The 25,480-nt window shown below is 62.0% G+C and carries 22 protein-coding genes and 1 riboswitch; of the genes, 18 read left to right on the top strand and 4 right to left on the bottom strand.

Annotated features, from left to right (window positions below):
* Window positions 1–86 precede the first annotated feature (86 nt).
* From AC1DUY_RS20820 to AC1DUY_RS20795, 6 genes are all read left to right on the top strand, one after another.
* On the top strand, window positions 87–827 hold the full coding sequence (locus AC1DUY_RS20820; RefSeq protein WP_374725695.1) for an N-acyl amino acid synthase FeeM domain-containing protein: 741 nt from the start codon (window positions 87–89) through the stop codon (window positions 825–827).
* Between the two features lie 269 nt (window positions 828–1,096).
* Window positions 1,097–1,591: a peptidoglycan-associated lipoprotein Pal gene (pal, locus tag AC1DUY_RS20815; protein ID WP_089261973.1), complete on the top strand. Its 495-nt coding sequence runs from the start codon at window positions 1,097–1,099 to the stop codon at window positions 1,589–1,591.
* A 163-nt stretch (window positions 1,592–1,754) separates the two neighbouring features.
* Window positions 1,755–2,768 carry a tol-pal system protein YbgF gene (gene ybgF / locus AC1DUY_RS20810; protein ID WP_478116675.1) on the top strand — a complete coding sequence of 338 codons (1,014 nt, stop codon included), beginning with the start codon at window positions 1,755–1,757 and terminating at the stop codon, window positions 2,766–2,768.
* Window positions 2,769–2,866: 98 nt separating this feature from the next.
* Window positions 2,867–3,898 (top strand): tRNA lysidine(34) synthetase TilS, encoded by a 1,032-nt coding sequence (gene tilS, locus AC1DUY_RS20805; RefSeq protein WP_478116673.1) that lies wholly within the window; start codon window positions 2,867–2,869, stop codon window positions 3,896–3,898.
* A gap of 233 nt (window positions 3,899–4,131) precedes the next feature.
* On the top strand, window positions 4,132–6,048 hold the full coding sequence (ftsH, locus tag AC1DUY_RS20800; protein WP_093759402.1) for an ATP-dependent zinc metalloprotease FtsH: 1,917 nt from the start codon (window positions 4,132–4,134) through the stop codon (window positions 6,046–6,048).
* A 166-nt stretch (window positions 6,049–6,214) separates the two neighbouring features.
* Complete coding sequence (locus AC1DUY_RS20795) at window positions 6,215–7,411, top strand: glycosyltransferase family 87 protein (protein WP_478116671.1); 1,197 nt, start codon at window positions 6,215–6,217, stop codon at window positions 7,409–7,411.
* Here the strand turns inward: AC1DUY_RS20795 and AC1DUY_RS20790 are convergent.
* On the bottom strand, window positions 7,383–8,024 hold the full coding sequence (locus AC1DUY_RS20790; RefSeq protein WP_478116669.1) for an HD domain-containing protein: 642 nt from the start codon (window positions 8,022–8,024) through the stop codon (window positions 7,383–7,385). The genes AC1DUY_RS20795 and AC1DUY_RS20790 overlap by 29 nt on opposite strands.
* A gap of 166 nt (window positions 8,025–8,190) precedes the next feature.
* Between AC1DUY_RS20790 and AC1DUY_RS20785 the strand changes: the two genes are divergently transcribed.
* Entirely contained in the window at window positions 8,191–9,156 is a 966-nt protein-coding gene (locus AC1DUY_RS20785; RefSeq protein ID WP_478116819.1) for a GlxA family transcriptional regulator, read from the top strand.
* Window positions 9,157–9,162: 6 nt separating this feature from the next.
* On the opposite strand, the gene AC1DUY_RS20780 is transcribed toward AC1DUY_RS20785, so the two are convergent.
* Window positions 9,163–9,348, bottom strand: a complete 186-nt coding sequence (locus tag AC1DUY_RS20780) for a hypothetical protein (protein ID WP_231077974.1) — start codon at window positions 9,346–9,348, stop codon at window positions 9,163–9,165.
* 189 nt (window positions 9,349–9,537) lie between these two features.
* Window positions 9,538–9,752, top strand: a riboswitch (cobalamin riboswitch).
* Between the two features lie 119 nt (window positions 9,753–9,871).
* Here AC1DUY_RS20780 and AC1DUY_RS20775 point away from each other — a divergent pair.
* The 5 genes from AC1DUY_RS20775 (at window position 9,872) to AC1DUY_RS20755 (ending at window position 16,096) form a co-directional block, all read left to right on the top strand.
* Window positions 9,872–12,805, top strand: coding sequence for a ribonucleoside-diphosphate reductase subunit alpha (locus tag AC1DUY_RS20775; protein WP_478116667.1), 2,934 nt, complete (start codon window positions 9,872–9,874; stop codon window positions 12,803–12,805).
* A 145-nt stretch (window positions 12,806–12,950) separates the two neighbouring features.
* Window positions 12,951–14,075 (top strand): ribonucleotide-diphosphate reductase subunit beta, encoded by a 1,125-nt coding sequence (locus tag AC1DUY_RS20770; protein WP_439057260.1) that lies wholly within the window; start codon window positions 12,951–12,953, stop codon window positions 14,073–14,075.
* A 111-nt stretch (window positions 14,076–14,186) separates the two neighbouring features.
* Window positions 14,187–14,936, top strand: coding sequence for an AzlC family ABC transporter permease (locus AC1DUY_RS20765; protein WP_478116665.1), 750 nt, complete (start codon window positions 14,187–14,189; stop codon window positions 14,934–14,936).
* On the top strand, window positions 14,933–15,250 hold the full coding sequence (locus AC1DUY_RS20760) for an AzlD family protein (RefSeq protein ID WP_068733575.1): 318 nt from the start codon (window positions 14,933–14,935) through the stop codon (window positions 15,248–15,250). Before AC1DUY_RS20765 ends, AC1DUY_RS20760 begins: the two co-directional genes overlap by 4 nt.
* Window positions 15,251–15,421: 171 nt before the next feature.
* Window positions 15,422–16,096, top strand: coding sequence for a TetR/AcrR family transcriptional regulator (locus AC1DUY_RS20755; protein WP_092139147.1), 675 nt, complete (start codon window positions 15,422–15,424; stop codon window positions 16,094–16,096).
* A 68-nt stretch (window positions 16,097–16,164) separates the two neighbouring features.
* Here the strand turns inward: AC1DUY_RS20755 and cycA are convergent, their stop codons facing one another.
* On the bottom strand, window positions 16,165–16,560 hold the full coding sequence (cycA, locus tag AC1DUY_RS20750) for a cytochrome c-550 CycA (protein WP_115034028.1): 396 nt from the start codon (window positions 16,558–16,560) through the stop codon (window positions 16,165–16,167).
* A 203-nt stretch (window positions 16,561–16,763) separates the two neighbouring features.
* On the opposite strand from cycA, the gene AC1DUY_RS20745 reads away from it, so the two are divergent.
* The 6 genes from AC1DUY_RS20745 (at window position 16,764) to AC1DUY_RS20720 (ending at window position 23,551) form a co-directional block, all read left to right on the top strand.
* The gene (locus tag AC1DUY_RS20745) at window positions 16,764–18,257 is read left to right on the top strand and encodes an FAD-linked oxidase C-terminal domain-containing protein (RefSeq protein ID WP_478116662.1); all 1,494 of its coding nucleotides are present in this window, start codon (window positions 16,764–16,766) and stop codon (window positions 18,255–18,257) included.
* 12 nt (window positions 18,258–18,269) lie between these two features.
* The gene (locus AC1DUY_RS20740) at window positions 18,270–19,508 is read left to right on the top strand and encodes an FAD-binding protein (RefSeq protein ID WP_478116660.1); all 1,239 of its coding nucleotides are present in this window, start codon (window positions 18,270–18,272) and stop codon (window positions 19,506–19,508) included.
* Window positions 19,509–19,520: 12 nt separating this feature from the next.
* On the top strand, window positions 19,521–20,834 hold the full coding sequence (gene glcF / locus AC1DUY_RS20735) for a glycolate oxidase subunit GlcF (protein ID WP_478116658.1): 1,314 nt from the start codon (window positions 19,521–19,523) through the stop codon (window positions 20,832–20,834).
* Between the two features lie 100 nt (window positions 20,835–20,934).
* Complete coding sequence (locus tag AC1DUY_RS20730) at window positions 20,935–21,516, top strand: hypothetical protein (RefSeq protein ID WP_478116656.1); 582 nt, start codon at window positions 20,935–20,937, stop codon at window positions 21,514–21,516.
* Window positions 21,517–21,982: 466 nt separating this feature from the next.
* Window positions 21,983–22,969, top strand: coding sequence for a TorF family putative porin (locus AC1DUY_RS20725; RefSeq protein ID WP_089261939.1), 987 nt, complete (start codon window positions 21,983–21,985; stop codon window positions 22,967–22,969).
* A 69-nt stretch (window positions 22,970–23,038) separates the two neighbouring features.
* Window positions 23,039–23,551 (top strand): HPP family protein, encoded by a 513-nt coding sequence (locus AC1DUY_RS20720; protein ID WP_089261937.1) that lies wholly within the window; start codon window positions 23,039–23,041, stop codon window positions 23,549–23,551.
* 18 nt (window positions 23,552–23,569) lie between these two features.
* On the opposite strand, the gene AC1DUY_RS20715 is transcribed toward AC1DUY_RS20720, so the two are convergent.
* The gene (locus tag AC1DUY_RS20715; RefSeq protein WP_478116653.1) at window positions 23,570–25,315 is read right to left on the bottom strand and encodes an ABC transporter ATP-binding protein/permease; all 1,746 of its coding nucleotides are present in this window, start codon (window positions 25,313–25,315) and stop codon (window positions 23,570–23,572) included.
* Window positions 25,316–25,480: the final 165 nt, after the last annotated feature.

Genomic DNA, 25,480 nt, shown 5'->3' with positions numbered 1-25,480 from the left:
ATTGTGGCAGAACCTTTGACAACTTTTAAGAAAGCTTTAACCTTTCCTTACTCGCGTAGTCATGGCGTTGGTGCGTAGGAGACGGAATGATGGCTTCGGCCGATCAAGCGACTGAAGCTTCGAAGCGCAGCGATATTCTCGACCGGGTTGACTACCGTCTTGCCGAAACCGAAGCTGAGAAAGAGGCGATCTATAGCCTGCGCTATAGAGCCTATCTCCATGAGGGAGCCATCGAGCCTCGCGCGGATCGCCGTCTCGCCGACCGTTTCGACGATTTGCCGAATTCATGGACTTTCGGGATATTCGTTGATGGCGAGCTCGCCAGTTCGCTGCGCGTTAGCGTAGCGACGCCGGACAATCCGGAAACGCCTGCCGTCGATGCATTCGGAGACTTGCTGCGTCCCGAGCTGGACAAGGGGAAGATCATCGTCGACCCGAACCGCTTCGTGGCCGACCCGAACAACCGCACCAAGTTTCCTGAACTGCCCTATATGACGGTTCGGCTGGGCTATGTCGCCTGCGGCTATTTCAAAGCCGATATCGGGACGGCGACCGTGCGCGCCGAGCATCGCGCGTTCTATCGCAAGGTTTTCCTGCAGACGCCGATGTGCGAGCCGCGGCCCTATCCGACGCTGACCAAGCCGCTATGCCTGATGGCGGCCGACTACGCCGCGGTGCGCGAACGCATTTTCATGCGCTACCCACATTTCCGCTCCAGTCTCTTCGAGCAGCGGGCTCTGTTCGAGCGCAAGAGCGAGCCTCTGGCGCCGGATCTCCATTCATCCGAGTTCCATATCGCCCAGGCCGCGGTGTTGCCCCGCACCTGAGGGGGAAGGGGGCGACAGTCCCGTCGTCGGTCATTGCTGACTTCTCCGCAGTCCCTGCAGCGGGATTCTGCCTAAAACCAGCTGCTTTCTCAGAACCTTCACCGTCGCGCCACATTTGCCAACCATTAACCACGTCGTTGCTTTTTCGCGGCCTGTGGCTTTTGATCGGTTTTGGCAACACCTCATCAAGGTTGACGGAACGTTCGCTTAACCAACGCCCTGTAGACCGAATGACAGTTGGGTAAAGCGTGAGCGTGGAGGCTCCGGGAATGAAGCATCAGATGCGTATCCTCCAGGGATTAAAACTGGCTGCAGTGCTGGCCGTGGCGCTGTCGATGGGCGCCTGCGCCAACAAGAATGGTTTGGGTGCCGATGGCGCGATGGCCAATGCCGCCACGCCGGGCAGCCAGCAGGACTTCGTCGTCAATGTCGGCGATCGCGTGTTCTTCGAGAGCGATCAGACCGAACTGTCGCCGCAGGCGATCGCGACCCTGGACAAGCAGGCGCAGTGGCTGCAGCAGTACAGCCGCTATTCCTTCACCATCGAAGGTCATGCGGACGAGCGCGGCACCCGCGAATACAACATTGCGCTCGGCGCTCGCCGTGCCCAGTCGGTTCGCACCTTCCTGGCCTCGCGCGGGATCGATGCCAGCCGGATGCGCACCATCTCCTACGGCAAGGAACGTCCGGTCGCAGTGTGTAACGACATCTCGTGCTGGTCGCAGAACCGCCGTGCGGTCACCGTGCTGAACGCCGGCGCGTAAGCGACGTCTGATATCAAACAAAACGGCGTCTGCCCCGGGGCAGGCGCCGTTTTTGTTTTCAACGGGCGCCTTTGTCGCTGTCGAAAGTCACATTTTTGGCGTAGTGAAATCCTCATCGTGATGCGCGCCAATGGGGTGCGAAACCGGTCATTTTCAGGCTCAAATGTCATCCAGATCTCATTCGCTCGCCGGCGCTGCACTCGTCTCCATGCTGCTCGTCACGGCTTCGCCGGTTTGGGCGCAGTTGTTCGGTCAACCGGCTCCCCGTCAGCAGGGCTACGGCCAGCAGTCGGGCGACGACGATGCCGATCAGGGCTTGCAGATCGAGCGGTTGCAGAACCAGCTGCGGCAGCTCACCGGCCAGAATGAAGAACTGCAGTTCCGCAATCGGCAGCTTGAGGATCAGCTCCGGCAGTTGCAGGCCGGCGGCGCCCCAGCGGGCGCAGGAGGCCGTCCCAATGTCGCTGCCGCGCCGGTCCAGCAGCCGCCGATGCAGCAGGCTCCCGTGCAGCAGCCGGGCTACAATCAGCAACAGCCGCAGATCACGGCACCTGCACCAATTGCTCAGGATCCCGCGCCAGCTCCTCGCGCTGGCCGTCGTAACGATGCGTTCGATCCCAATGCGAACCCGAACGCGCCGGGCGTGCCGCGTGCACTCGGCGGTGGCCAACAGCCGATGCCCGCAAACGCACCGGTCGGTGCGCAGGGCGGTCGTGGGGCCGGCGAGCCGCTCCCGCTGGGCAATGCCGCCCCGGGCGGAGCAGCGCCAGCACTGACGACCTTACCGCCGGGCGCGACCCCGAAGGACGAGTTCGATCTCGGCATCGGCTATATGCAGCGTCGTGATTACGCGCTGGCCGAAGAGACCATGCGCAACTTCGCCCAGAAATATCCCGGCGATCCAATGATTGCGGATTCGCAGTATTGGCTCGGCGAGAGCTTCTTCCAGCGCCAGAAATATCGCGATGCCGCCGAGACATTCCTGGGCGTGACCACGAAATACGACACCTCCGCCAAGGCGCCCGATGCCTTGCTGCGGCTTGGCCAGTCGCTGGCCGCGCTGAAGGAAAAGGAAGCGGCCTGTGCCGCCTTCGGTGAAGTGACACGGAAATATCCCCGTGCCTCGGCCGGCGTGAAACAGGGCGTGGACCGCGAGCAAAAACGCGTTAAGTGCTAAGGCATGATCCCGAAAAGTGGAGCCCGGTTTTCGGACAAGATCACGCCCTGGCAAATCGACCCGGACAATCAGCTGGGTCGCAACCGGTTCTGACGCGCATGTCCGACGACGACCAGTCGCCGATTTCGGTCCAGATGGCGAAGCAGCTATTCGCTGACTGGGCGTCCGCGCCAGCATTGGTCCTGGCCGTGTCCGGCGGTCCTGATTCCGTCGCCCTGATGTGGCTCGCCGCGCGTTGGCGGCGTGCGCTCAAACGCGGCCCCGACCTTATTGCGGTGACCATCGACCATGGTTTGCGGCCGGAAGCGGCCCGCGAGGCCCGCGACGTGAAGCGGCTCGCGGCATCTCTCGATATTCCTCACCGCACTCTCCGCTGGACTGGCGCCAAGCCGAAAACCGGACTGCCTGCCGCGGCCCGCGATGCGCGCTATCTGCTGCTCGCCAAGGCCGCGCGCAGCGTCGGAGCATTCCATGTACTGACTGCCCATACCCGCGACGATCAGGCCGAGACCCTCCTCATGCGGATGGCGCGCGGCAGCGGCATTGCCGGCCTCGCGGGCATGGCGCGGCTGACCGAGCGTGACGGCATCCAGCTCGCGCGTCCCTTTTTGCACATCGCGAAGGCGCAGCTTGTTACTACGCTGACCAAAGCGAAAATCGACTTCGCGACCGATCCCAGTAATTCCGACCCAAGCTACACCCGCCCGCGGCTGCGGGCGCTGATGCCGGCGCTGGCGTCCGAGGGCTTCGATTCGCGCAACCTCGCCCGGCTGGCGACGCGGCTCCGGCGTGCCGATGCTGCGCTGGAACTGATGGTCGACGGGGCAGAGCGGTTTCTGGCACTGCACAGCCCAGGCAGGGTGCCCGAAGCCATCGATGCGGGAGCATTTGCGGGGCTGGCGGAGGAAATTCGCGTTCGGTTGTTGCTGCGGATGATCGATCAGGTCGGGCACGAAGGGCCGGCCGAGCTCGGCAAGGTCGAAACGCTTGTATTCGCCATGGTTCAGGCCACGCGATCGGGCGGGAAAGGTACTCTGCTGAAGCAGACGCTCGCCGGTGCCATGATCACGCTGACGCAGGACCGCCTGAGAATCGTTCCGGCGCCGCCCAGGCGTCGTCGCGCCGATTGAGTGCAAAGAGCTACCTGTGGCCCCACAGTACCTTAACCACCGTGGGAAAACCCTGTCAGCACTGCCATTATTTGAACCGGAAATGCGCGTAGATGCGTTAAATAGTCCATCCCAGTTCCCTTGGCAGCGCCCTCAGTCGCACCTAGATTGTATCCGACCGACCCAGGGTGAACCCTTGTGGCGACCCACAAGGGAATAAGGCCGCGATTTCGCGCGGCGACGAAGGAAGATCGATGAACGCGAACCTGCGCAATTTTGCCCTCTGGGTCATTATCGTTTTGTTGCTGCTGGCGCTGTTCACGCTTTTCCAGAATCCTGGTCAGCGCACCGCCTCGCAGGACATTTCGTTCTCGCAGCTCCTCACCGAAGTTGATCAAAATCACGTTCGCGATGTCGTAATCCAGGGTCCCGAGATTCACGGCACCTTCACCAACGGCTCCAGCTTCCAGACCTATGCCCCGAGCGACCCGACCCTGATCAAGCGTCTGTATGACGCCAAGGTCTCGATCACCGCGAAGGCTCCGGGCGACAACGTGCCGTGGTTCGTGTCGCTGCTCGTGTCATGGCTGCCGTTCATCGCGCTGATCGGCGTGTGGATCTTCCTGTCGCGCCAGATGCAGGGCGGCGCCGGCAAGGCGATGGGCTTCGGAAAGTCGCGCGCCAAGATGCTGACGGAGGCCCACGGCCGCGTCACCTTCGAGGACGTCGCCGGCGTCGACGAAGCCAAGCAGGATCTGCAGGAAATCGTCGAATTCCTGCGCGACCCCGGCAAGTATCAGCGCCTCGGCGGACGTATCCCGCGCGGCGTGCTGCTGGTCGGCCCCCCCGGCACCGGTAAGACGCTGATCGCGCGTGCTGTCGCGGGCGAAGCCAATGTGCCGTTCTTCACCATTTCGGGTTCGGATTTCGTCGAAATGTTCGTCGGCGTCGGTGCCAGCCGCGTCCGCGACATGTTCGAGCAGGCCAAGAAGAATGCGCCTTGCATCATCTTCATCGACGAAATCGACGCCGTCGGTCGTCATCGTGGCGCCGGTCTCGGCGGCGGCAATGACGAGCGCGAACAGACCCTCAACCAGTTGCTGGTCGAGATGGACGGCTTCGAAGCCAATGAAGGCGTGATCCTGATCGCCGCCACCAACCGTCCTGACGTGCTGGATCCCGCGCTGCTGCGTCCGGGCCGTTTCGACCGTCAGGTCGTGGTACCGAATCCGGACGTCGTCGGTCGCGAGCAGATCCTCAAGGTCCATGTCCGCAAGGTGCCGCTGGCGCCGGATATCAACCTCAAGACCATTGCCCGCGGCACGCCCGGTTTCTCCGGCGCGGACCTGATGAACCTCGTCAACGAGGCCGCCCTGACCGCCGCGCGCCGTAACAAGCGCATGGTGACGCAGAGCGAGTTCGAAGAGGCCAAGGATAAGGTGATGATGGGCGCCGAGCGCAAGTCGCTGGTGATGTCCGAGGAAGAGAAGATGCTGACGGCCTATCACGAGGGCGGCCACGCCATCGTCGGCCTCAACGTCGTCGCCACCGACCCGATCCACAAGGCGACTATCATTCCGCGCGGCCGTGCGCTCGGCATGGTCATGCAGCTGCCGGAACGCGACAAGATGTCGATGTCCCTGGAGCAGATGACCTCGCGCCTCGCCATCATGATGGGTGGCCGCGTTGCTGAAGAATTGATCTTCGGCCGCAACAAGGTCACCTCGGGTGCGTCCTCCGATATCGAGCAGGCCACGCGGCTGGCTCGCATGATGGTGACGCGCTGGGGCCTGTCGGAAGAACTCGGTACGGTGTCGTATGGCGAGAACAACGACGAAGTCTTCCTCGGCATGCAGATGAACCGCACCCAGGCGGTCTCGGAATCCACGGCGCAGAAGATCGACTCCGAAGTGAAGCGTCTGGTCGCCGAAGGCTATGACGAAGCGACCAAGATCCTCACCGAGAAGCGCGATGACCTCGAAACGCTGGCCAAGGGCTTGCTCGAATTCGAAACCCTCTCGGGCGACGAGATCACGGATTTGCTGAACGGCAAGAAGCCGAACCGCGAGTCGGTGCTGGAGCCGTCGGGTCCGCGCACTTCGGCTGTGCCGCCCGCTGGCAAGCCGCGCCCGCGTCCGGACGGTGGCCTGGAGCCGCAGCCGCAGGCGTAAAGTCGTTCACACGCAAATATGCAAAACGCGGCCGAAAGGCCGCGTTTTTTGTTATCTGTAGCTCAAATGGAGCGAGGCTCGATCTGGGGACCACGTCCCACTTAAACCTTCCTCAAACTTCCCTCGGCACTGTCGCCCGGCGCCCTTGATGCGCATTGGGGACCCTATGCCAGCGCCGCTCACCATGACTTCGACACCCGAGCGTGGCCCAATTCCGCCGGCGCTGCTGATTGTCTGCATCATCCTGGCGATGTTGCATCTCGCCTTCTTCCCGACCTTCTACGGTCGCGGCTGGATCTATGAAGACGGCCTCGGCTCGCCCACCGATTTCGTCAATGTGTGGTCTGCCGGGCGATTGGTGCTCGATGGTCATCCGGCGTGGGCTTATGACTGGGACATCCAGAAAAAGGTCCAGATTGCGGTTCTCGGTCAGAGCTATCCCGGCAATTTCGCCTGGCATTATCCGCCGCCGTTCCTGTTCATCGCGGCACTGCTCGCAAAGCTGCCTTATGCTGTAGCTTTTGCCGGCTGGGCTGCGGTCAGCTTCGTGCCGTATCTGGCGGCGATGCGTGCGATCGTCGGTCGTCCCTTCGGCCTTTTATTGGCTGCGGCTTTTCCGGTGGTGATGACCAACGGCCTTGTCGGGCAGAATGGATTTCTGACCGCGGCGCTGATCGGCGGCATGCTGGTGCTGCTGCCGACGCGGCCGATCCTGTCGGGAATCTGTCTGGGTCTGCTCAGCTACAAGCCGCAATATGGTTTCCTGTTTCCGCTGATGCTGATCGCAGCGTCGCAATGGAAGGCGTTTGTCAGCGCAGGCATCACCACCGTGCTGCTGGCCGCGGTGTCGTGGCTCGCTTTCGGCACCGAGAGTTGGCAGGCCTTTATTCATTGGATGCCGATGTTCTCGCAGGCCTTCCTCACCGAAGGCCGCGCGCCATGGGGCAAGATGCAGAGCATCTTCGCACTGGTGCGCTATTTTGACGGCAGCGAGCCGCTGGCCTGGACGTTTCAGTGGATCATGATTGGTGCCGTCGTAGCGGTGCTGGTGCCGTTTTGGCGCAGCAGCGTGCGCTATGAATTGAAAGCCGCTGCACTGGCGGTCGGCGCCTTGCTCACGACGCCCTACCTTTTCCTGTACGACGTGATGGTGCTTGCGATTGCCATCGGCTTCATCGCCCGTATCGGTCTCGCCGAAGGCTTTCGCCGTCACGAACTGCCGGTGCTCGGCCTCGCAGCTGTGCTCCTGATTTCCTATCCATTCTTCGGCGCTCCCACGGGCTTTGGCGCAACGCTGCTGGTGGCAGCGTTGATCGCCATGCGCGTCCGGGAGTCTATTCGCTCCACGCCGAGTTCAGGATGATGCTGCAGAAATTCCCGCGTTTGTAGGTGGGGTCGCGGAGGTCGAGCACGTCAGCCTTCACGTTGCCAAAGGTCGTGTCCGGCTTGTGGATCGTCCCCGCAGCGAACGCATCGATGATCCCGTTCTTGAAGTCATGGCCACGCGGATAGCACGTGCACACTTCGTGGCGCTGGTGTTCGGTGAAGGCCTCATACTCCAGACCCAAGACGTCCATCTCGACGCCTGCGGTCACCAGCGCGACGACAGGCCGTTTGTGCTTGGGAATGCCCGGTGTCGTGTGAAGCGCGATGGCGTCCCAGACATCGTCGATGTCGCGCTCATCGATACTGTGGCTGCGCAGAAAGTCCGCGGCAGCATTCGCGCCATCGACTTCGAAACGTTCATCCTTGCTCGCATAGGGCGCCTGCAGGCCCAGGTCGTGAAACATCGCGCCGACATAAAGTAACTCGGAATCGACCTTGAGACCCTTGCGCTGCCCGGCGAGCGCGCCGAACAGGAAAACGCGATTGGAGTGATGATACAGAAGATCGCTTTCGGTATCGCGCACCAGCTGATCGACCTGGCGGGCGAGGGCGCTGTCAGGGACTTTGATGCCGGCAATGGTCTTGCTCATGAGATGCTCCTTGCGGGGGTGTTGTGATGCATCCGTTGTCGCCGGCGGGCGGTGTCCTCGCAATCGCGCCGCGCCCTGCAAAGCTGCCATTCGCCCGTGATTTCCTGCCGCAAGACGACTATCTATTCAGAATGACTTGGGCCTGTCCTCGCCGTCGGAATGAAGCATCACCATGAAGACCGTTGCTCTTGCGATCTTTCCGGGCGTCCAGTCGCTGGACGTAGCCGGTCCGCTTGATGTGTTCATGGAGGCCAATGGCTTCGTTGCACCGGGCGACGGCTACGACATTACACTTGTCGCTGCAGACTGCGCGCCGCTGCGTGCATCGAACGGCCTGCGGATATCTGCCGATCTGGCGTTCAGTGATGCGAACAAACCCTGGGATCTGGTTCTGGTGGCCGGCGGGCCTGGGCTGCCGACGGCAGAGGCGGATCCGCAGCTTACAGAGTGGCTGGCCAATGCGGCGCTCCATGCGGAGCGTTATGGCTCGGTCTGCACCGGGGCATTCGCGCTCGGCCATGCAGGCTTGCTTGACGACAAGACGGTGACGACGCACTGGCAGAACGCGCCGCTATTGGCGCTGCGTTTTCCCAAAGCGCATGTGGAGTTCGATCGCATCTACAGTCGTGACGGTGCGCTGGTGACGTCAGCCGGCGTCACCGCAGGCATCGATCTGGGTCTCGCGCTGGTCCAGGAAGATCATGGCGCGGACGTTGCGTTGGCTGTGGCCAAGCGTCTGGTCGTGGTGGCGCAGCGCCAGGGTGGCCAGTCGCAATTCAGTCCGTATCTGGTACCGCCGGCCGAGCCGGACTCGCCGATCGCGCGAGTCCATGCCCATGTGATGGCGCATCTGCGTGACGCACACAGCGTGGATGAACTGGCCGATGTGGCGGGCATGAGCGCGCGCACCTTCGCGCGGACATTCAAGCAGGAAACAAAGATGACGCCGGCAGATTTTGTCGAGGGCGCCCGGATCGACACGGCGCGTAACCGTCTCGAAGGCAGCGATCTGCCGCTCAAGGTGGTGGCTTATGAATCCGGTTTCACCACCGCCGAACATATGCGTCAGGTCTTCGTGCGACGCCTGGGCCTGACGCCCAGCCACTATCGGGCCAGCTTTCGCGCGGTCTGATTCTGCTCAGGCGAGCTGCAGCGAAGAAATCGGATCACTCGCAGGAAAGCTGTCCATCAGCGCTTCGTTCAGCATCTCGTCGAGGCGGCGCCGGGCGATCTGATCCGTCGTCTCGAACGCCGTGACCGCGCCTGCGTGCCCCACGAAAGCGTTGAAGTTGATCCTTTCAGTGGTCGTCATCAGGTCGCGCATCGCATCCTCCATCGGTTGATCACGATGTTCTGCGCTTCGCGGTGCTCGGCGGCAACGAATCGCATCGTGCAGAAACCGTCAACGACCCCGCGGTTTCCGCCACGCAAGCGGTTGTCCACTGAACCAACAGCCCTACCGAATTTGTTGCGTTCGGCTCCAATGCCCGCTTGACACTACACCGCGGGTCACACCAAATGTAGATGTCACGGTCCGCCCTGTCGCAAGACTTGGTGGCTAAGAGGGAAGCCGGTAAAGACGTTGTTTTTCGTCATATTCCGGCGCTGCCCCCGCAACTGTAAGCAGTGAGTCTGTTTCGATTGAAGTCACTGATGCGCAAGCATCGGGAAGGCTGAAACAGACATTGACCTGCGAGCCAGGAGACCTGCCGCGACACCAGAACGTCCATGGGCGGGGTGTCCCAGCGGTCGCTTGCAGGCAATGCCGGCGGATCTCCGCCGTGTATTTTGCAGCGTCCTTTCGGCCCCAGCCCCCATTGCTTGATGCATCACACGGGGTCTTGCCGATGCCTACTTCATCTTCTGTTTTGTCCAACGGACGCGATGCGGCTCATGCGCCGCTGATTCAACTGTCGCCGGAAACGCTCGCTGCGCCTGCGCGCGAACCCTCGATGCAGATCATCCGACGCAACGGCACGGTGTCGCCGTTCGATGCGGGCAAGATTTCCGTGGCCATGACCAAGGCTTTCCTCGCGGTCGAGGGCCACACGGCAGCGGCGTCGCGCCGCGTGCATGAGGCGGTAGAACAGCTGACCGGCGAAGTCGCGGCGGCGCTGACGCGCCGCGTCGGTGAAGGCCGCACCTTCCATATCGAGGACGTCCAGGATCAGGTCGAGCTGGCGCTGATGCGCAGCGAGCACCACAAGGTCGCCCGCGCCTATGTGCTGTACCGCGAGGAGCGCGCTCGCACCCGCGCCGAGGAACTGGCAGCCAAGCCGGCGCTCGTCTCCACGGCACCGGTGCTGCATGTCACGCTCGCCAACGGCACCCGCGCCCCGCTCGATTCGGCGCGTCTCGCGCTGATCGTCAACGAGGCCTGCGCCGGCCTTGATGGCGTCGATGCCGCCCCGGTGCTCGAGGAAACCCGACGCAATCTCTATGACGGCATCACGCTGGATGAGCTGGCACTGGCCGGCATCATGGCCGCGCGCACGTTGGTGGAGCAGGAGCCGAACTACACCTTTGTCAGCGCCCGCCTGCTCCTCGACAAACTGCGTACCGAAGTCCTGTCCTTTGTCGGGGGCACGCCGACCCACGCGTCGCAGGCCGACATGACCACGCGTTACGCCGAATATTTCGGCGCCTATATCAAGACCGGCATTGCGGCCGAGCTGCTCGATCCCGAACTCGCGCGCTTCGATCTCAAGCGAATCGCTGCCGCGCTGAAGCCGGAAGGGGACCTTCAGTTCCAGTTCCTGGGATTGCAGACGCTCTATGACCGCTACTTCCTGCATGTGCAGGGCAATCGCATCGAACTGCCGCAGGCCTTCTTCATGCGCGTTGCCATGGGCCTCGCGCTGCGCGAGATCGACCGCGAAGCCCGCGCCATCGAATTCTACAATCTGTTGTCGTCGTTCGACTTCATGGCCTCGACGCCGACGTTGTTCAATTCGGGTACGCAGCGGCCGCAGCTGTCGTCGTGCTTCCTCACCACGGTGGCCGACGATCTCGACGGCATCTTCAAGTCGGTGAAGGACAATGCACTGCTGGCGAAATATTCCGGTGGTCTCGGCAATGACTGGACTCGCGTGCGCGGTCTCGGCGCGCATATCAAGGGCACCAATGGCGAGAGCCAGGGCGTTGTGCCGTTCCTGAAGGTTGCCAACGATACGGCCATCGCCGTCAATCAGGGCGGCAAGCGCAAGGGCGCGGTCTGCGCTTACTTGGAAACCTGGCACATCGACATCGAGGAGTTTCTCGATCTCCGCAAGAACACCGGCGACGATCGCCGCCGCACGCACGATATGAACACCGCCAACTGGGTGCCGGATCTGTTCATGCAGCGCGTCGAGGCCGATGGCGAATGGACGCTGTTCTCGCCGGACGAGACGCCTGAGCTGCACGATCTCTATGGCAAGCCGTTTGCCGAACGATACGCGGTCTATGAGGAAAAGGCCGCGCGCGGCGAGATCCGCGTGTTCAAGAAGGTGCGGGCCACCGATCTGTGGCGTCGCATGCTGACCATGGTGTTCGAGACCGGCCATCCCTGGATCACCTTCAAGGATCCCTGCAACCTGCGTTCGCCGCAGCAGCATGCCGGCGTCATCCACTCGTCGAATCTCTGCACGGAAATCACGCTGAATACGTCGGACGACGAAGTCGCGGTCTGCAATCTCGGCTCGGTCAACCTGCTCAATCATATCGGCAAGGATGGCATCGACCACGCACAGCTGAAGCGCACCGTGACCACGGCGATGCGGATGCTCGACAATGTCATCGACATCAATTTCTACACCATCCCGGAAGCGCGCCGCTCGAACCTCAAGCACCGTCCGGTGGGTCTGGGTCTGATGGGCTTTCAGGATGCACTGCAGGCGCAGGGCATCGCGATGGCGTCGGATGCGGCCGTGGCGTTTGCCGACACCAGCATGGAAGCGATTGCCTTCCATTCCATCTCGGCATCGGTGGATCTCGCCGCCGAGCGCGGCCGCTATCCGTCCTTCGAGGGATCCCTGTGGAGCCGCGGCATCCTGCCGATCGACTCCATCGAGATACTAGCGGAGGCACGCGGTGGCGTGCAGATGGATCGCTCGACCACGCTCGACTGGAACGGCCTGCGTGACCGCGTGAAGTCCACCGGCATGCGCAATTCCAACGTGATGGCGATTGCGCCGACGGCGACGATCTCCAATATCTGCGGCGTCGCGCAGTCGATCGAGCCGGCCTATCAGAACCTCTATGTGAAATCGAACATGTCGGGCGATTTCACGGTGGTGAACGCCTTCCTCGTGCGCGATCTGAAAAAGAGGGGCCTGTGGGACGAGGTGATGGTCTCCGACCTCAAATATTTCGACGGCAGCGTCGGATCGATCGATCGCGTGCCCTACGATCTCAAGGCGCTCTACGCGACCTCGTTCGAGATCGACAGCGCGTGGTTGATCGAAGCGGCCTCGCGCCGTCAGAAGTGGATCGATCAGGCGCAGTCGCTCAATCTCTATATCGCCAATCCATCCGGCAAGAAGCTCGATCAGCTCTATCGCCTGGCCTGGACGCTGGGGTTGAAGACGACCTACTACCTGCGCTCGCGCAGCGCGACGCATGTGGAGAAGTCGACGCTGAAGGGGACTGACGGCAAGCTCAATGCCGTGTCAGCGACAGTCGCTGCGGCGAAGACGGCGGGTGCGCCGATCCTCGTTCAGTCCTCCGCCGTCACTGCACCGGATCTGTCCGGAGCGATGGCCTGTTCGATCGACAATCCCGAATGCGAGGCGTGCCAGTAAGGGTGCGCCAAACACACTGACCTCATCCTGAGGAGCGGCTTCTTGGCCGCGTCTCGAAGGATGGCCCCACGCTCATGGTTCGAGACGCCCGCTGAAGAAGCGGGCTCCTCACCATGAGGGCCGAACAAATACGCAAGGAACACCCATGCTCGACTGGTCCGATACCTCATCCGCTCCCAAAACCCCCGCCTTCATCCCGATCCCGCAATCTCCCACCGACGCCACCGGTCTCGGCACCATCGATCGCTCTGGCGGCCGCGTCTCGGTGGACGAGAAGCGCATGATCAACTGCCGCGCGGACGTCAATCAGCTGTTGCCGCTGAAGTACAAATGGGCGTGGGAGAAGTATCTCGCCGGCTGCAACAATCACTGGATGCCGACCGAAGTCTCGATGCAGGCTGATATCGCACTGTGGAAGTCGCGCGATGGCCTGACCGAAGACGAGCGCCGTGCGATCAAACGCAATCTCGGCTTCTTCGCAGCGTCAGAGAGCCTCGTCGCCAACAATATCGTGCTGGCGATCTATCGCCACCTCACCAATCCGGAATGCCGGCAATATCTGCTGCGGCAGTCGTTCGAGGAGGCGGTGCATACGCACACCTTCCAGTACATCGTCGAGAGTCTCGGCCTCGATGAGGGCGAGCTGTTCAACATGTATCGCGAGGTGCCGTCGATCACCGAGAAGGCCGCCTGGGCGCTCAAGCACACCCAGCATCTCGACGATCCCGACTTCAAGACCGGCACGCCGGAGACCGATCAGGCCTTCATGCGCGATCTCGTGGCGTTCTATGTGATCTTCGAAGGCATGTGGTTTTATACGGGCTTTGCGCAGATCCTGTCGCTCGGCCGCCGCAACAAGATGGTCGGGATCGCCGAACAGTATCAGTACATCCTGCGCGATGAATCGATTCATCTGAACTTCGGCATCGATGTCATCAACCAGATCAAGATCGAGAATCCGCATCTCTGGACCAAAGCGTTCCAGGAGGAAATCCGCGACATGATCCGCACTGCGGCCGAGCTTGAAGCCGCCTATGGGCGGGACACCATGCCGCGCGGTTTCCTCGGGCTGAATGCGGCGCTGTGCGAAACCTATATGCACTTCATCGCCAACCGCCGCTGCGCGCAGATAGGTCTCGCGCCGGTGTTCAACGAGACGGAAAATCCGTTCCCGTGGATGTCAGAAGCCATGGATCTGAAGAAGGAGAAGAACTTCTTCGAGACCCGGGTGATCGAGTACCAGAATGGCGGCGCGCTGAATTGGGAGTAGTCTTTGGTCTCATATCCGCCGCTGCATGGCGCATATGAATCCGCATCGCTTGACCTGATCGCGTGAGACCCGCAGGCATGATTGGCCTGCGGGCGTCACGCGGATCAGTCGATGCATTCCAGCCACATCCCGAAAGCACCAGCCTATTGGTCGAAGGCCGCCATCGTGCCTGGCATCATTGCCATCGGTCCGATGCTGCCCGGCACGCTCGCTTTCGGCATGGCATTCGGTGCGCTGTGTGCGCAGAAGAACCTCACGCTTGCCGAAGTCGAAGTGATGATGGCGACGGTCTATGGCGGGCTATCGCAATTTGTTGCGGTGCAATCATGGCCTGATGTTTTGACGCCGGGTGCGATCGCGACGCTGGCGCTGTTGACGCTCACCGTGAACATCCGTTTTTTCCTGATGAGCGCGACACTGCGCCCGTGGTTCGGCACGTTGCCCGCATGGCAGGCCTATCCGTCGATGCTGCTGGTCACCGATGGCGGCTGGCTCGCCGCGATGCGCTATCGCGATCATGGCGGGGCCGATGCGTCGTTCTATCTCGGCGGCGGTATCGTGCTGTATTTTACCTGGCTGTTCTCGGCCATCCCCGGTTTCCTGCTGGCCGAACAACTCACTGACCCGAGAAAGTATGGCGTCGATCTGGTGATGCCGGCCTTCTATGCCGCGATGCTGGTGCCCGCATGGAAGGGCCCCCGCCGTGCCATTCCTTGGATTGTGTCGGGCATCGTTGCTCTCGCGGTGCATTGGTTGGTGCCGGGCTGGTGGTTCATCATCGCCGGCGCGCTATCGGGAGCGATCAGTGCCGGGCTCATGGACGAACCCGAACCGCAGCATCCGGCGGGCGTGTCCGCATGACGGAATTTTTGCGCAGCGACGTGATGATCGCCTTCGCGGTCATGACCGCGGTCACAGTGGCCTCGCGCCTCGGTGGCTACTGGTTGATGGGCTATGTCAACGTCACGCCGCGGGTTCGCCGGATGCTCGATGCATTGCCGGGCTCGATCATCGTCGCCGCCGCGCTGCCCGTGGCCGTCAATGGCGGGCCGGTGGTGGTTTTTGCGATCCTCGCCGCGATGGCGGTGACCATCATCCGCCGCAACGACTTCATTGCCGTCATCACCGGCATGGCGGTAGCCGCGGCCGCCCGCGCGCTCGGTTTTGGCGGCTAGATCTACCCGAAAAGTTGAATCCCGCCATGCGCAAAACACCTTGTCAACGAGTCTGAACTAGTGTTCAGTTCTTATCGCGGGCACCCTCAAGCTCGCTCAAAACCTTGAAGTTACGCGCCTTATTTGTGACAGCCGTCAGGTTGGCCAAGGGGTGCCGGGGATGAGACGCTCATGGTTTACCGACGGACCCATCAAGTCGTGAAGCGGCTTGCGGCGCGGCGCAGCGCCATTCTGGCGGCGGCACGCGAAACCTGTGCCGAAGGTGGCATGGCGGCGGTTCAGATTGCGCCGGTTGCGGTTCGCGCCAATGTCGCGGCGGGCACGGTTTATCGGTATTTCCCGTCCAAGGCCGACCTGATTTCCGAACTCATCGCTGACGTCTCGCGCGACGAACTCGCCGCGATCCGCCGGGCTGCGGATGCCGCGCCGGGTCCGTCATCGGCGCTCGCCGCTGCGGTGACCACGGTCGCCGTGCATGTCGTGTCACACCGCAAATTGTCGTGGGGCATCCTGGCCGAGCCGGTCGAGGTCGATGTGACGGAATCGCGGCTGGCCAGTCGCCGCGAGATCGCTGGAGAGATCGAATCCCGCATCGCGGCAGCCATTCGCGCCGGTCATTTGCCGGCGCAGGATACGGCGCTCGCAGCCGCCGCACTGCTCGGCGCGTTGCATGAAGCGCTGGTCGGGCCGATGGCGCCTGACAATCTTGAAGATCAGGCCAAGCTGCGCGACGCGGTGCAGACCGTCACGCTGCTGGCGCTGCGCGCCGTCGGCGTGATGGATGCCCGCGCACGCGGGCTTGTGGTGCAGGCCGTGCTGCCGACCAAGATGGCGGCCGGCGCCTAGCGCGTTTTCAAGCGCAGTGGGCACCGGTTCGCATCAAGAAAACGCGCCAAACCAAAAGGCTTCAGCGCTTACGGCTTGATTTTGCCGTCCTTGTCGAACTGCGCGAGGAAGGCCCAGAGGTCGTTGACCTCGGATTCCTTCTTGATGCCGGCAAAGGCCATCTTGGTGCCCGGGATCTTGGCCTTCGGGTCCTTGATGTATTCCTTGAACGTCGCTTCATCCCAGGTGATGCCGGAATTCTTGTTGGCGTCCGAATAGGAATAGCCCTCGGCGGTTCCAGATTTGCGGCCGTTCAACCCGTTGAGTTCCGGACCGACCTTGTTCTTGGCGTTTTCGCCGACGGCGTGGCAGGCGAGGCATTTGTTGAAGGAGGATTTCCCGGCGGCGACGTCCTGTGCAAGTGCGAAGGAGGAGGCGGTCGAGGCGGCAAGGACGATTAGGGCGCCGAAAGTGACAGACTTCATGGATGGCTCTTTTTGTTGGTTGGCTTTCCAGCTTAGTTTGTTGCACACGCTCCGAGTAGTCCACAAGTGCGATGGCGGCTGCCGCGCGTCCCGGCACCAGGCGACGCGTCATGCTTTGGTAAGCTACCCAAAGCCACACGGACGTGGTTGATTCATGGCAAAGCAGCCGAGTAATCGCTGCGATCTTCGGGAGTGCGCGTTCAATGACCATCATGATGCCCGCGCCGGATCAGGCTGTCCTCGCAAGGCGCGAGGCCATTGTCGCTGCGCTGCACAAGCTGGTGCCGGGCGAGGGCGTGATTTCCAGTGCTGCGGAAATGCTGCCCTATGAGTCCGATGGGCTGATGGCCTATCGCCAACCGCCGATGGTCGTCGTGTTGCCCGATACGACTGAGCAAGTCTCCAAAGTTCTGAAATATTGTCACGAGAACGGCGTCAAGGTGGTGCCGCGCGGTTCGGGCACGTCGCTGTCCGGCGGCGCGCTGCCGCTGGCCGACGCGGTACTGCTTGGTCTCGGCAAGTTCAAGCGCGTGCGCGAGATCGATTTCGACAACCGCGCCGTTGTTGTCGAGCCCGGCGTCACCAATCTCGCCATCAGCCAGGCGGTCGCGCATGCCGGCTTCTATTACGCGCCGGATCCGTCGTCCCAGATCGCCTGTTCGATCGGCGGCAATGTCGCGGAAAATTCCGGCGGCGTGCACAGCCTCAAATACGGCATGACCACCAACAATCTGCTCGGCTGCGAGATTGTATTGATGTCGGGCGAAGTCATTCGCGTTGGCGGCAAGACCGCAGAGACATCGGGCTACGACCTGATGGGGATCATTACCGGCTCCGAAGGTCTGCTCGGCGTCATCACCGAAATCACCGTGCGCATCCTGCAGAAGCCGGAAACGGCGCGCGCGCTGATGATCGGCTTTGCCGAGGTCGAGCAGGCCGGCCAGTGCGTTGCCGATGTCATCAGCGCCGGCATCATTCCCGGCGGCATGGAGATGATGGACAAGCCGGCGATCCATGCGGCCGAAGCCTTCGTCCATGCGGGCTATCCGCTCGATGTCGAAGCACTGCTCATCATCGAACTCGACGGCCCAGGCGTCGAAGTCGACGAACTCATCAAGCGCGTCGAGAAAATCGCGCTCGGCTGCGGCTCGACCACCTGCCAGATATCGACCTCCGAACAGGAACGCCTGCTATTCTGGTCCGGCCGCAAGGCGGCCTTCCCTGCCGTCGGTCGTATCTCGCCGGATTATCTCTGCATGGACGGCACCATTCCTCGCGCGGCCTTGCCGCTGGTGCTGCGCCGCATGAAGGAGATGTCAGCCAAATACGGTCTTGGCGTCGCCAATGTGTTTCACGCCGGCGATGGCAATCTGCATCCGTTGATCCTGTACGATGCGAACAAGCCCGGCGAGTTGCAGCTAGCTGAAGACTTCGGCGCAGATATTCTGAGGCTGTGCGTCGAGGTCGGCGGCGTGCTGACCGGCGAGCACGGCGTCGGCATCGAGAAGCGCGACCTGATGCCGGAGATGTTCAGCGAGGTCGATCTCAATCAGCAGCAGCGTATCAAATGCGCTTTCGACTCGCAGGGTCTGCTCAATCCGGGCAAGGTGTTTCCGACACTGCATCGCTGCGCCGAACTTGGCCGCGTACATGTGCATGGCGGCAAGCTGGCGTTTCCCGATCTGCCGCGATTTTAGTTGGACGCATCCGTGGATATTTTGAAAGTCAGAGACGCTCAGGACGTCGAGCAGGCGGTGCGCGCGGCAATTGCCAGCGAGCAGCCGTTGGAAATCATCGGTCATGGCAGCAAGCGCATGGTCGGCCAGCCCATTGCGACCAATGCGGTGCTCGATCTGTCGGCGCTGAATGCGGTGACGTCCTATGAGCCGAACGAATTGATCCTCACCGTGCAGGTCGGCGCTCCCATGGCCGACGTGCTGTCGCTGATCGATTCCAAGAATCAACAGTTTTCGTTCGAGCCGATGAACACGTCACAGCTCCTGGGCACGCCGGATATCGGCACCATTGGCGGCATGATTTCCGCCGGGCTCGCCGGACCACGGCGCATTCAGGCCGGCGGCGCGCGCGATCATTTGCTCGGCGTGCATGCGGTGTCCGGCTTCGGCGACAGCTACAAGGCCGGCGGCCGGGTGGTGAAGAACGTCACCGGTTACGATGTCTGCAAGCTGCTCGCCGGTGCGTGGGGCACGCTGTCCGTGATGACGGAGGTGACCCTCAAGGTCATGCCGCGGGCGGAGAGCGAGCGCACGCTGGTGCTGCGCGGGCTCGATGATATCGCAGCCAACAAGGCGATGACGGCGGCACTTGGCTCGCCCTTCGATGTCTCAGGTGCCGCGCATTTGCCGGGCTCGGCGTTGCGCACTACGCAGGGCGCGCTTGGCGAAATAGCATCGCCCGACCAGTCGGTCACGCTGATCCGCCTTGAAGGTATCACCGCGTCCGCTTCGCAGCGCGCGGTGTCACTGAGCGCGACGCTGAAGTCATTCGGCGTGGCCGAGATACTTGAAGACGCTGCGTCCGCGGTATTGTGGGCGGCTGTCCGTGATGTAACGCCATTCGCAGCCAGCGGTCCGCGCGCGATGTGGCCGGTATGGCGCATCGTGACGCCGCCGGCATCCGGCGGTGCGCTTGGCCAAGCTATCGCCCAGGGCTCGCAAGGCGAGGTCATCTATGACTGGGGCGGCGGGTTGATCTGGGCGGCACTACCGCCATCGGCCGATGCGCAGGCAGCGCAACTCCGCAAGCTGGTCAATGCAGCCGGTGGCCATGCGACGCTGATCCGCGCGCCGGAAGATGTGCGCCGTGCCGTTGATGTGTTTCATCCGCAGCCCAAAGGCATCGCGGCGCTCGGCGAGCGTGTGCGTCACAGTTTCGATCCGAAGACCATTCTCAATCGCGGCCGGATGTCGCGTGGCCTTGGTACTTGAAAGACTTGCGACATGAAAACCGAATTCACTCCGACCCAACTGGCCGATCCGGATATTGCCGAGGCCGACAAGATCCTGCGCAAATGCGTGCATTGCGGATTCTGCACGGCGACCTGTCCGACCTATGTGCTGCTCGGCGACGAACTCGATAGTCCGCGCGGCCGCATCTACCTGATCAAGGATATGCTGGAGAAGGATCAGAAGCCGACTCAGGAGGTGGTCAAGCATGTCGATCGTTGCCTCTCTTGCCTCGCCTGCATGACGACCTGCCCGTCCGGCGTGAACTACATGCATCTGGTCGATCAGGCGCGGGTCAAGATCGAGAAGGACTACACCCGGCCGCTCTCCGAGCGATTGCTGCGTGACGTGCTGGCCTGGGTACTGCCACGCCCCGGTCTGTTTCGCCTGAGCATGACCATGGCCCGGCTGGCGCGGCCGCTGGCGGCGCTGCTGCCCTCGACCAGCAAGCAATCCACCCCGAACCTGCTTAGCCGCGTGAAGGCGATGCTGACGATGGCGCCGAAGCAGTTACCCGCCGCCGGTCCATCAGGTGGCAGCGTCTTTCCCGCCGTTGGCGCTCGCCGGGGCCGGGTCGCACTGCTGCAGGGCTGTGCCCAGCAGGTGCTGGCGCCGCGGATCAACCAGGCCGCCATCAGCCTTTTGACCCGCCATGGCGTCGAGGTCGTGCTGGTCCGGGACGAACAGTGCTGCGGTGCGCTGACCCATCATCTCGGCCGCGACGGGGATGCGCTGGCGCGGGCCAGGGCCAATATCGGCGTCTGGCTCGGGGAGGCGGACCGGGGCGGTCTCGACGCCATCCTGGTCACGGCGTCCGGCTGTGGAACCGTCATCAAGGACTATGGCTACATGCTGCGCGAGGACCCGGAGTTCGCCGCGCCGGCCGCCAAGGTCTCTGCGCTGGCGAAGGATATCAGCGAGTATGTCAGCGCCATGGATCTGCCGAAGCCTGACAAACAAAGCGACCTTGTCGTTGCCTATCACTCGGCGTGTTCGCTGCAGCATGGGCAGAAAATCACACAGGCTCCCAAAGAATTGCTTTCCAAGAATGGATTCGTGGTGAAAGATATCCCAGAGAGCCATTTGTGTTGCGGTTCGGCGGGGACGTACAACATTCTCCAGCCTGATATTGCGAGCCGGTTGCGCGATCGAAAGGTCGCCAACATCGCGATGGTCAAGCCGGATATCATCGCTGCCGGCAACATCGGCTGCATGGTTCAGATCGCCGGAGGGACGTCAGTCCCGGTCGTACATACGATTGAGCTACTCGATTGGGCGACAGGCGGTCCCAGGCCAGGATTGAACTGATCTAATTGTGACAACGGCCCCGCGTTAAACTGGCCCCGCGCTGGCGCGGAAGACTTGAAACGCCGGTCCCTTTTGGATCGGCGCCAACAGGAGGACCACGATGGCTAAAGGCAAGAAGTCGAAGAAGGACAAGAAAAAGCAGAAGAAGCTTTTGACGGCGGCGAAACCCGCGAAGAAGTCCTCCAAGAAGTCAGTCAAGAAATCCGCGAAGAAGTCTGTGAAGAAAGCGGCCAAGAAGGCTGCGAAGAAATCAGCCAAGAAGACGGTGAAGAAGGCGGCCAAGAAGACTGTCAAGAAAGCCGCGAAGAAGTCTGCCAAGAAGGCGCCGAAGAAAGCTCCCGCCAAGAAGGCAGTGAAGAAGGCGGCGCCGAAAAAGGCCGCCAAGAAAGCAACACCGAAGAAAGCTGCCAAGAAGTCCGTGAAGGTTCCTTCTACGCTGTTGTCGAGCACGGCGCCCGCGCCCGCTGTAACAGAAGCTCCAGCGCCGGTTGCGCTGCCGCCGAAGCCGCCGCGCAAGCCGCGTGCTCCCAAGCCCAAGCCGGTCGCACCGGCAATCGCTGAGACACCGAGCTGGGCGACGCCGGAGCCTGATCCGTCACCGGTCGAAGGGCATTCTTCAGGCGAGACGACGGCAATCGAATCTCCTGGCGATACGTCGCCCGATCACGACGAAACCAGATAGTCGAACCGGATCAAGTCCGCGTTCCTGACACGCCAATAAACTCCGGAAAACCGCAGCGCTCGCCGCTGCGGTTTTTGCTTGGTCAGGCTCTGTCGCGCATGCGTATTTCCACCGATGCCCGGGTGTCCTGAATTTGCAGGCGATTCGAGTGATCGTCGGCCCGGAGGCGCTGACGGGCAGCTGTTAACCGCTCCACGGACGGCAATCCACAATTCCCAGTCAGTGGTAATTCCCCGTGGTGGTATTTTCGGGCTGGAATCCCTCCAAAAACGTTGTGCTTTTGCAACACCGCGCCACAACCTCTCACGGAAACGTCAGAACGCCTATTTAGGCGGCAGTTGCTCGTTTTTTTTCCTTCACCACTCCGGCTTTGCGCCTCAAAGTTGCGTTCAGTCGATGAATTTCGCGGTCTCGCCGTCTTTCGGACACGGAACTGCCTCTGGTTTCAAAAGTGATGGGGAATGTCATGAAGAAGATTGTTGTCGCCTCTGCTGCGGTGCTCGCCATGGGGATGAGCTCGGCTTCCGCAGCCGATCTGGGCGCGAAGATGTACAAGAAGGCGCCGCCGATCGTGGCTGCCTACGATCCTTGGGACATCGCTTTCGGCGCTGCCGTCATGAGCAACTACGTGTTCCGCGGTATCACCCAGTCGAACGGCAACAAGGGTTCGGTCGCAGCTTATTTCGAGCCGCGCTACAACATCACCAAGGACGTCCAGATCTACGCTGGTGTCTCCGGTGAGAGCATCGCCTTCCCGAACCGCGCGTCGATGGAACTCGATGGCTACTTCGGTATCCGCCCGACCTGGGGCGCAGCAGCGTTCGACTTCGGCTTCTTCTATTACGGCTATCCGGGCGGCCAGTGCTTCAACACCCCCGCCTTCTGCGGTGGTGATCTCTCCGCTGTCGCGCTGCCCAACGGCAGCGTCGCCAAGAAGAACGCAAGCTTCTACGAAGGCTATGCCAAGCTCAACTACACCTTCAACGACTACTTCTCGCTGGGCGGCAACGCGTTCTACTCACCGAACTTCCTGAACACCGGCGCCGAAGGTACCTATGCTTCGATCACCGGTAAGGTGATCGCGCCGTCGACCTGGTTCGGTTCGACCGGCATCGGCTCCTACGTTTCGGGCGAGTTCGGTCGCCAGTGGCTCGGCACTTCGGATTCCTTCTACGGTACCGTCGCCTTCCCGAACGGCATCAAGTACGCCGACTACAACACCTGGAACATCGGCATCGGCTTCACCTACAAGGTCTTCACGCTTGACCTGCGCTACTCGGACACCAACCTGTCCAAGGGTGATTGCAACGCCTTCACTTCGGACTTCACGGCTCCTGCCGCCGGCACCAACTTCACCGCGATCAACCCGTCGGGCGCTGGCTCGAGCTGGTGCGGCGCCACCGGCATCGTCAAGCTGTCGGCTGACCTGACCGCGATGACCAACCTGAAGTAAGAACTTCGACTGAGATCGAAGGGGCGGCAGAGCGATCTGCCGCCCCTTTTCTTTTGGGATAGAGCTTCCATGAATCGGGACTGGTTGCGACGGGCAGCGAAGACGATCCGTCGCAACAATCATCGCAATGCGCTGGCTGGTGCCGTTGCCGGGCTGGGGGCGGGGATTGCCATCGGTGTGATGGAGTTCTTCTCGGCCGTTGCGCATTATCCGCTGGTCATCATCCCCTTTGCGACCTCGATCGTCCTCGTGATCGGCTCACCCGAAGCCGAGCCGGCGCAGCCGCGCGCGTTGGTCGGCGGACACATCGTCGCGACGCTGGTAGGGCTCGCGGTGCTCAAGCTGACCGGCCCCCATGCCTGGGCCGCCGCCATGGCAGTCGGCCTCGCTGTGCTGGCGATGTATGTCACCGGCACATTCCACCCGCCCGCCGGGATCAACCCGCTGCTGGTCGTGTCTCACGCCCTACCGTGGACGTTCCTGCTCGCGCCGGTGCTGGTCGGCGCGCTGCTGCTCGCGAGTTTCACGTTTGTCTGGCATCGCTATGCGGCAGGCCGCGACTGGCCGCGGCACTGGCTTTAGCGGGGGGCGTGTCACGCCTCAGGCAGTTTCCGTCCTGGCCTTTGCATCTCCCAGCGCGAAGTGATCGCCGGACCGCGTTAGCGACACCTTGCGCTGATGCAAGTCATCGAGCGTGTTGCGGTGGCCGATCGAAACGATGGTCGTGCCAGGCAGCTTGTCTTCCAGCAGCCGGTACAAAGCCGCTTCCGATGGTTCGTCGAGCGATGCGGTAGCCTCGTCAAGGAAGAGGTATTGCGGCTTTTGCAGCAGTGCGCGGGCGACGCCGAGGCGCTGCTGTTCACCGAGCGACAGCATGCGATTCCAGTGGCCATCTTCGTCAAGTCGGGTCGCCAGCGCAGGCAGACCCACGGCCCTGACGGCATCGGCGACCTCCTGTGGGCTGAACGCGTCGGTCCCGGCAGGATAAGCCACCGCATCCAGCAATGTACCGACCGGGAAGTACGGCCGCTGCGGCAGCATCATGATCGCCGCATCCGCGGGGATCGAGATCTTGCCCTTGCCGAATGGCCAGATGCCGGCGATGGCGCGGAACAGCGTAGATTTTCCGGAGCCCGATGGGCCCGTAAACAGCGTGCGTTCCCCGCGGCGGAAGCTGAAGCCCGGCGTCTGCACCATGGGAGCGCCATTGGGCAGGCTGAGTGTCAGATCGCTCAGCGCGATGTCACTGGTGCCGGTCTCGGTGGCGTGAACGATATCGGGCTTGGTCGTCAGCGCCTGTACGTTGGCAATGGCTGTCTCGAAGCCATCAAGGCGCATCACGCCGGACTGCCATTCCGCCAGTGTCCGATAGGCCGTGACGAAGAATGAAAGCGCACCCTGCACGGTGCCGAACGCATCCGCGGTCTGCATCACGGCGCCAAGCTGGACCTTCTCCGCAAAATAGGCTGGCGCGACCAGAACATAGGGCAGGATGATCGCGATCTGCTGATAGCTGACCGTGAAGGATGTCAGCTTCTTGGTGCGGCGCATGATGTCGATCCAGTTGCCGACGACCAGCTGGAAGCGGGTCGAGAGTCGCTGGCGCTCGACCGGTTCGCCGCGCAGCAGAGCAATCTGCTCGGCATTTTCGCGCGCACGCACCAGATTGAAGCGGAAGTCCGCTTCATAGCGCTGCTGCTGGAAATTCAGTGCCATCAATGGAGCGCCGATATAGTGCGTCAGCGCGGTGCCGATCACGGCATAGACGAGCGCGCCCCAGACGAGATAGCCGGGGATCGGGATATCCCGGCCGAACACATGCAGCGGCGCCGCGTCGGACAGGCCCCACAGGATGATCACGAAAGAGAACAGTGTGACGACCGAACTCAACAGGCCGATGCCGATGTCGAGCGTCTTCTCCACGAACAGCTTCACGTCTTCGGCGATGCGCTGATCCGGGTTGTCGGCAGCGTCGCCCTGCAGCTGCATGCGATAGTGGTTGGCGTCGGCGAGCCAGTTGCCGAGATAGCGCTCGGTCATCCAGCGCCGCCAGCGGATCTGGAGCCACTGGTTGAGGTAGAGCTGATAGACCTTGAGTGCGATGTTGATCGCCGCAAGCACGCTGAAGTAAGCGAGCTGATAGGTGAAGACGTCGAGGTTTCTGTCCTGCAGTGCGTTGTAGAAGGTATTGTTCCAGCGATTGAACAAAACGCTGAGACCGACCACCGCCAGCTCGATGGCGATCACCGCCGTGAGGAGTCCGAGTCCCGCCCATTTGTCCTCGGAACGAAAATAAGGAACCGCGATCCGCCAGACGGTCGCGAGCGTGGAGCGGATGTTATTCACAGGTCGTCTCCGGGAGGAGGGCCCTAAGCCCTTAAGATCAAAAATGAATTCCAGCGTTTAGACTAAAGTAGCTGGTTTGATGGCCTGCGGCAGCTTGTCGCGAAACTGTGATTCACCCTAGCATGACGAAAAGCGAGGCATGGGGGCCTCGCATTCGCGTAGCCT

The sequence above is a fragment of the Tardiphaga sp. P4_G1 genome (assembly GCF_056401215.1).
The sequence above is the reverse complement of the archived record's forward strand: the minus strand, read 5'-3'. Positions and strand labels throughout refer to the sequence as shown.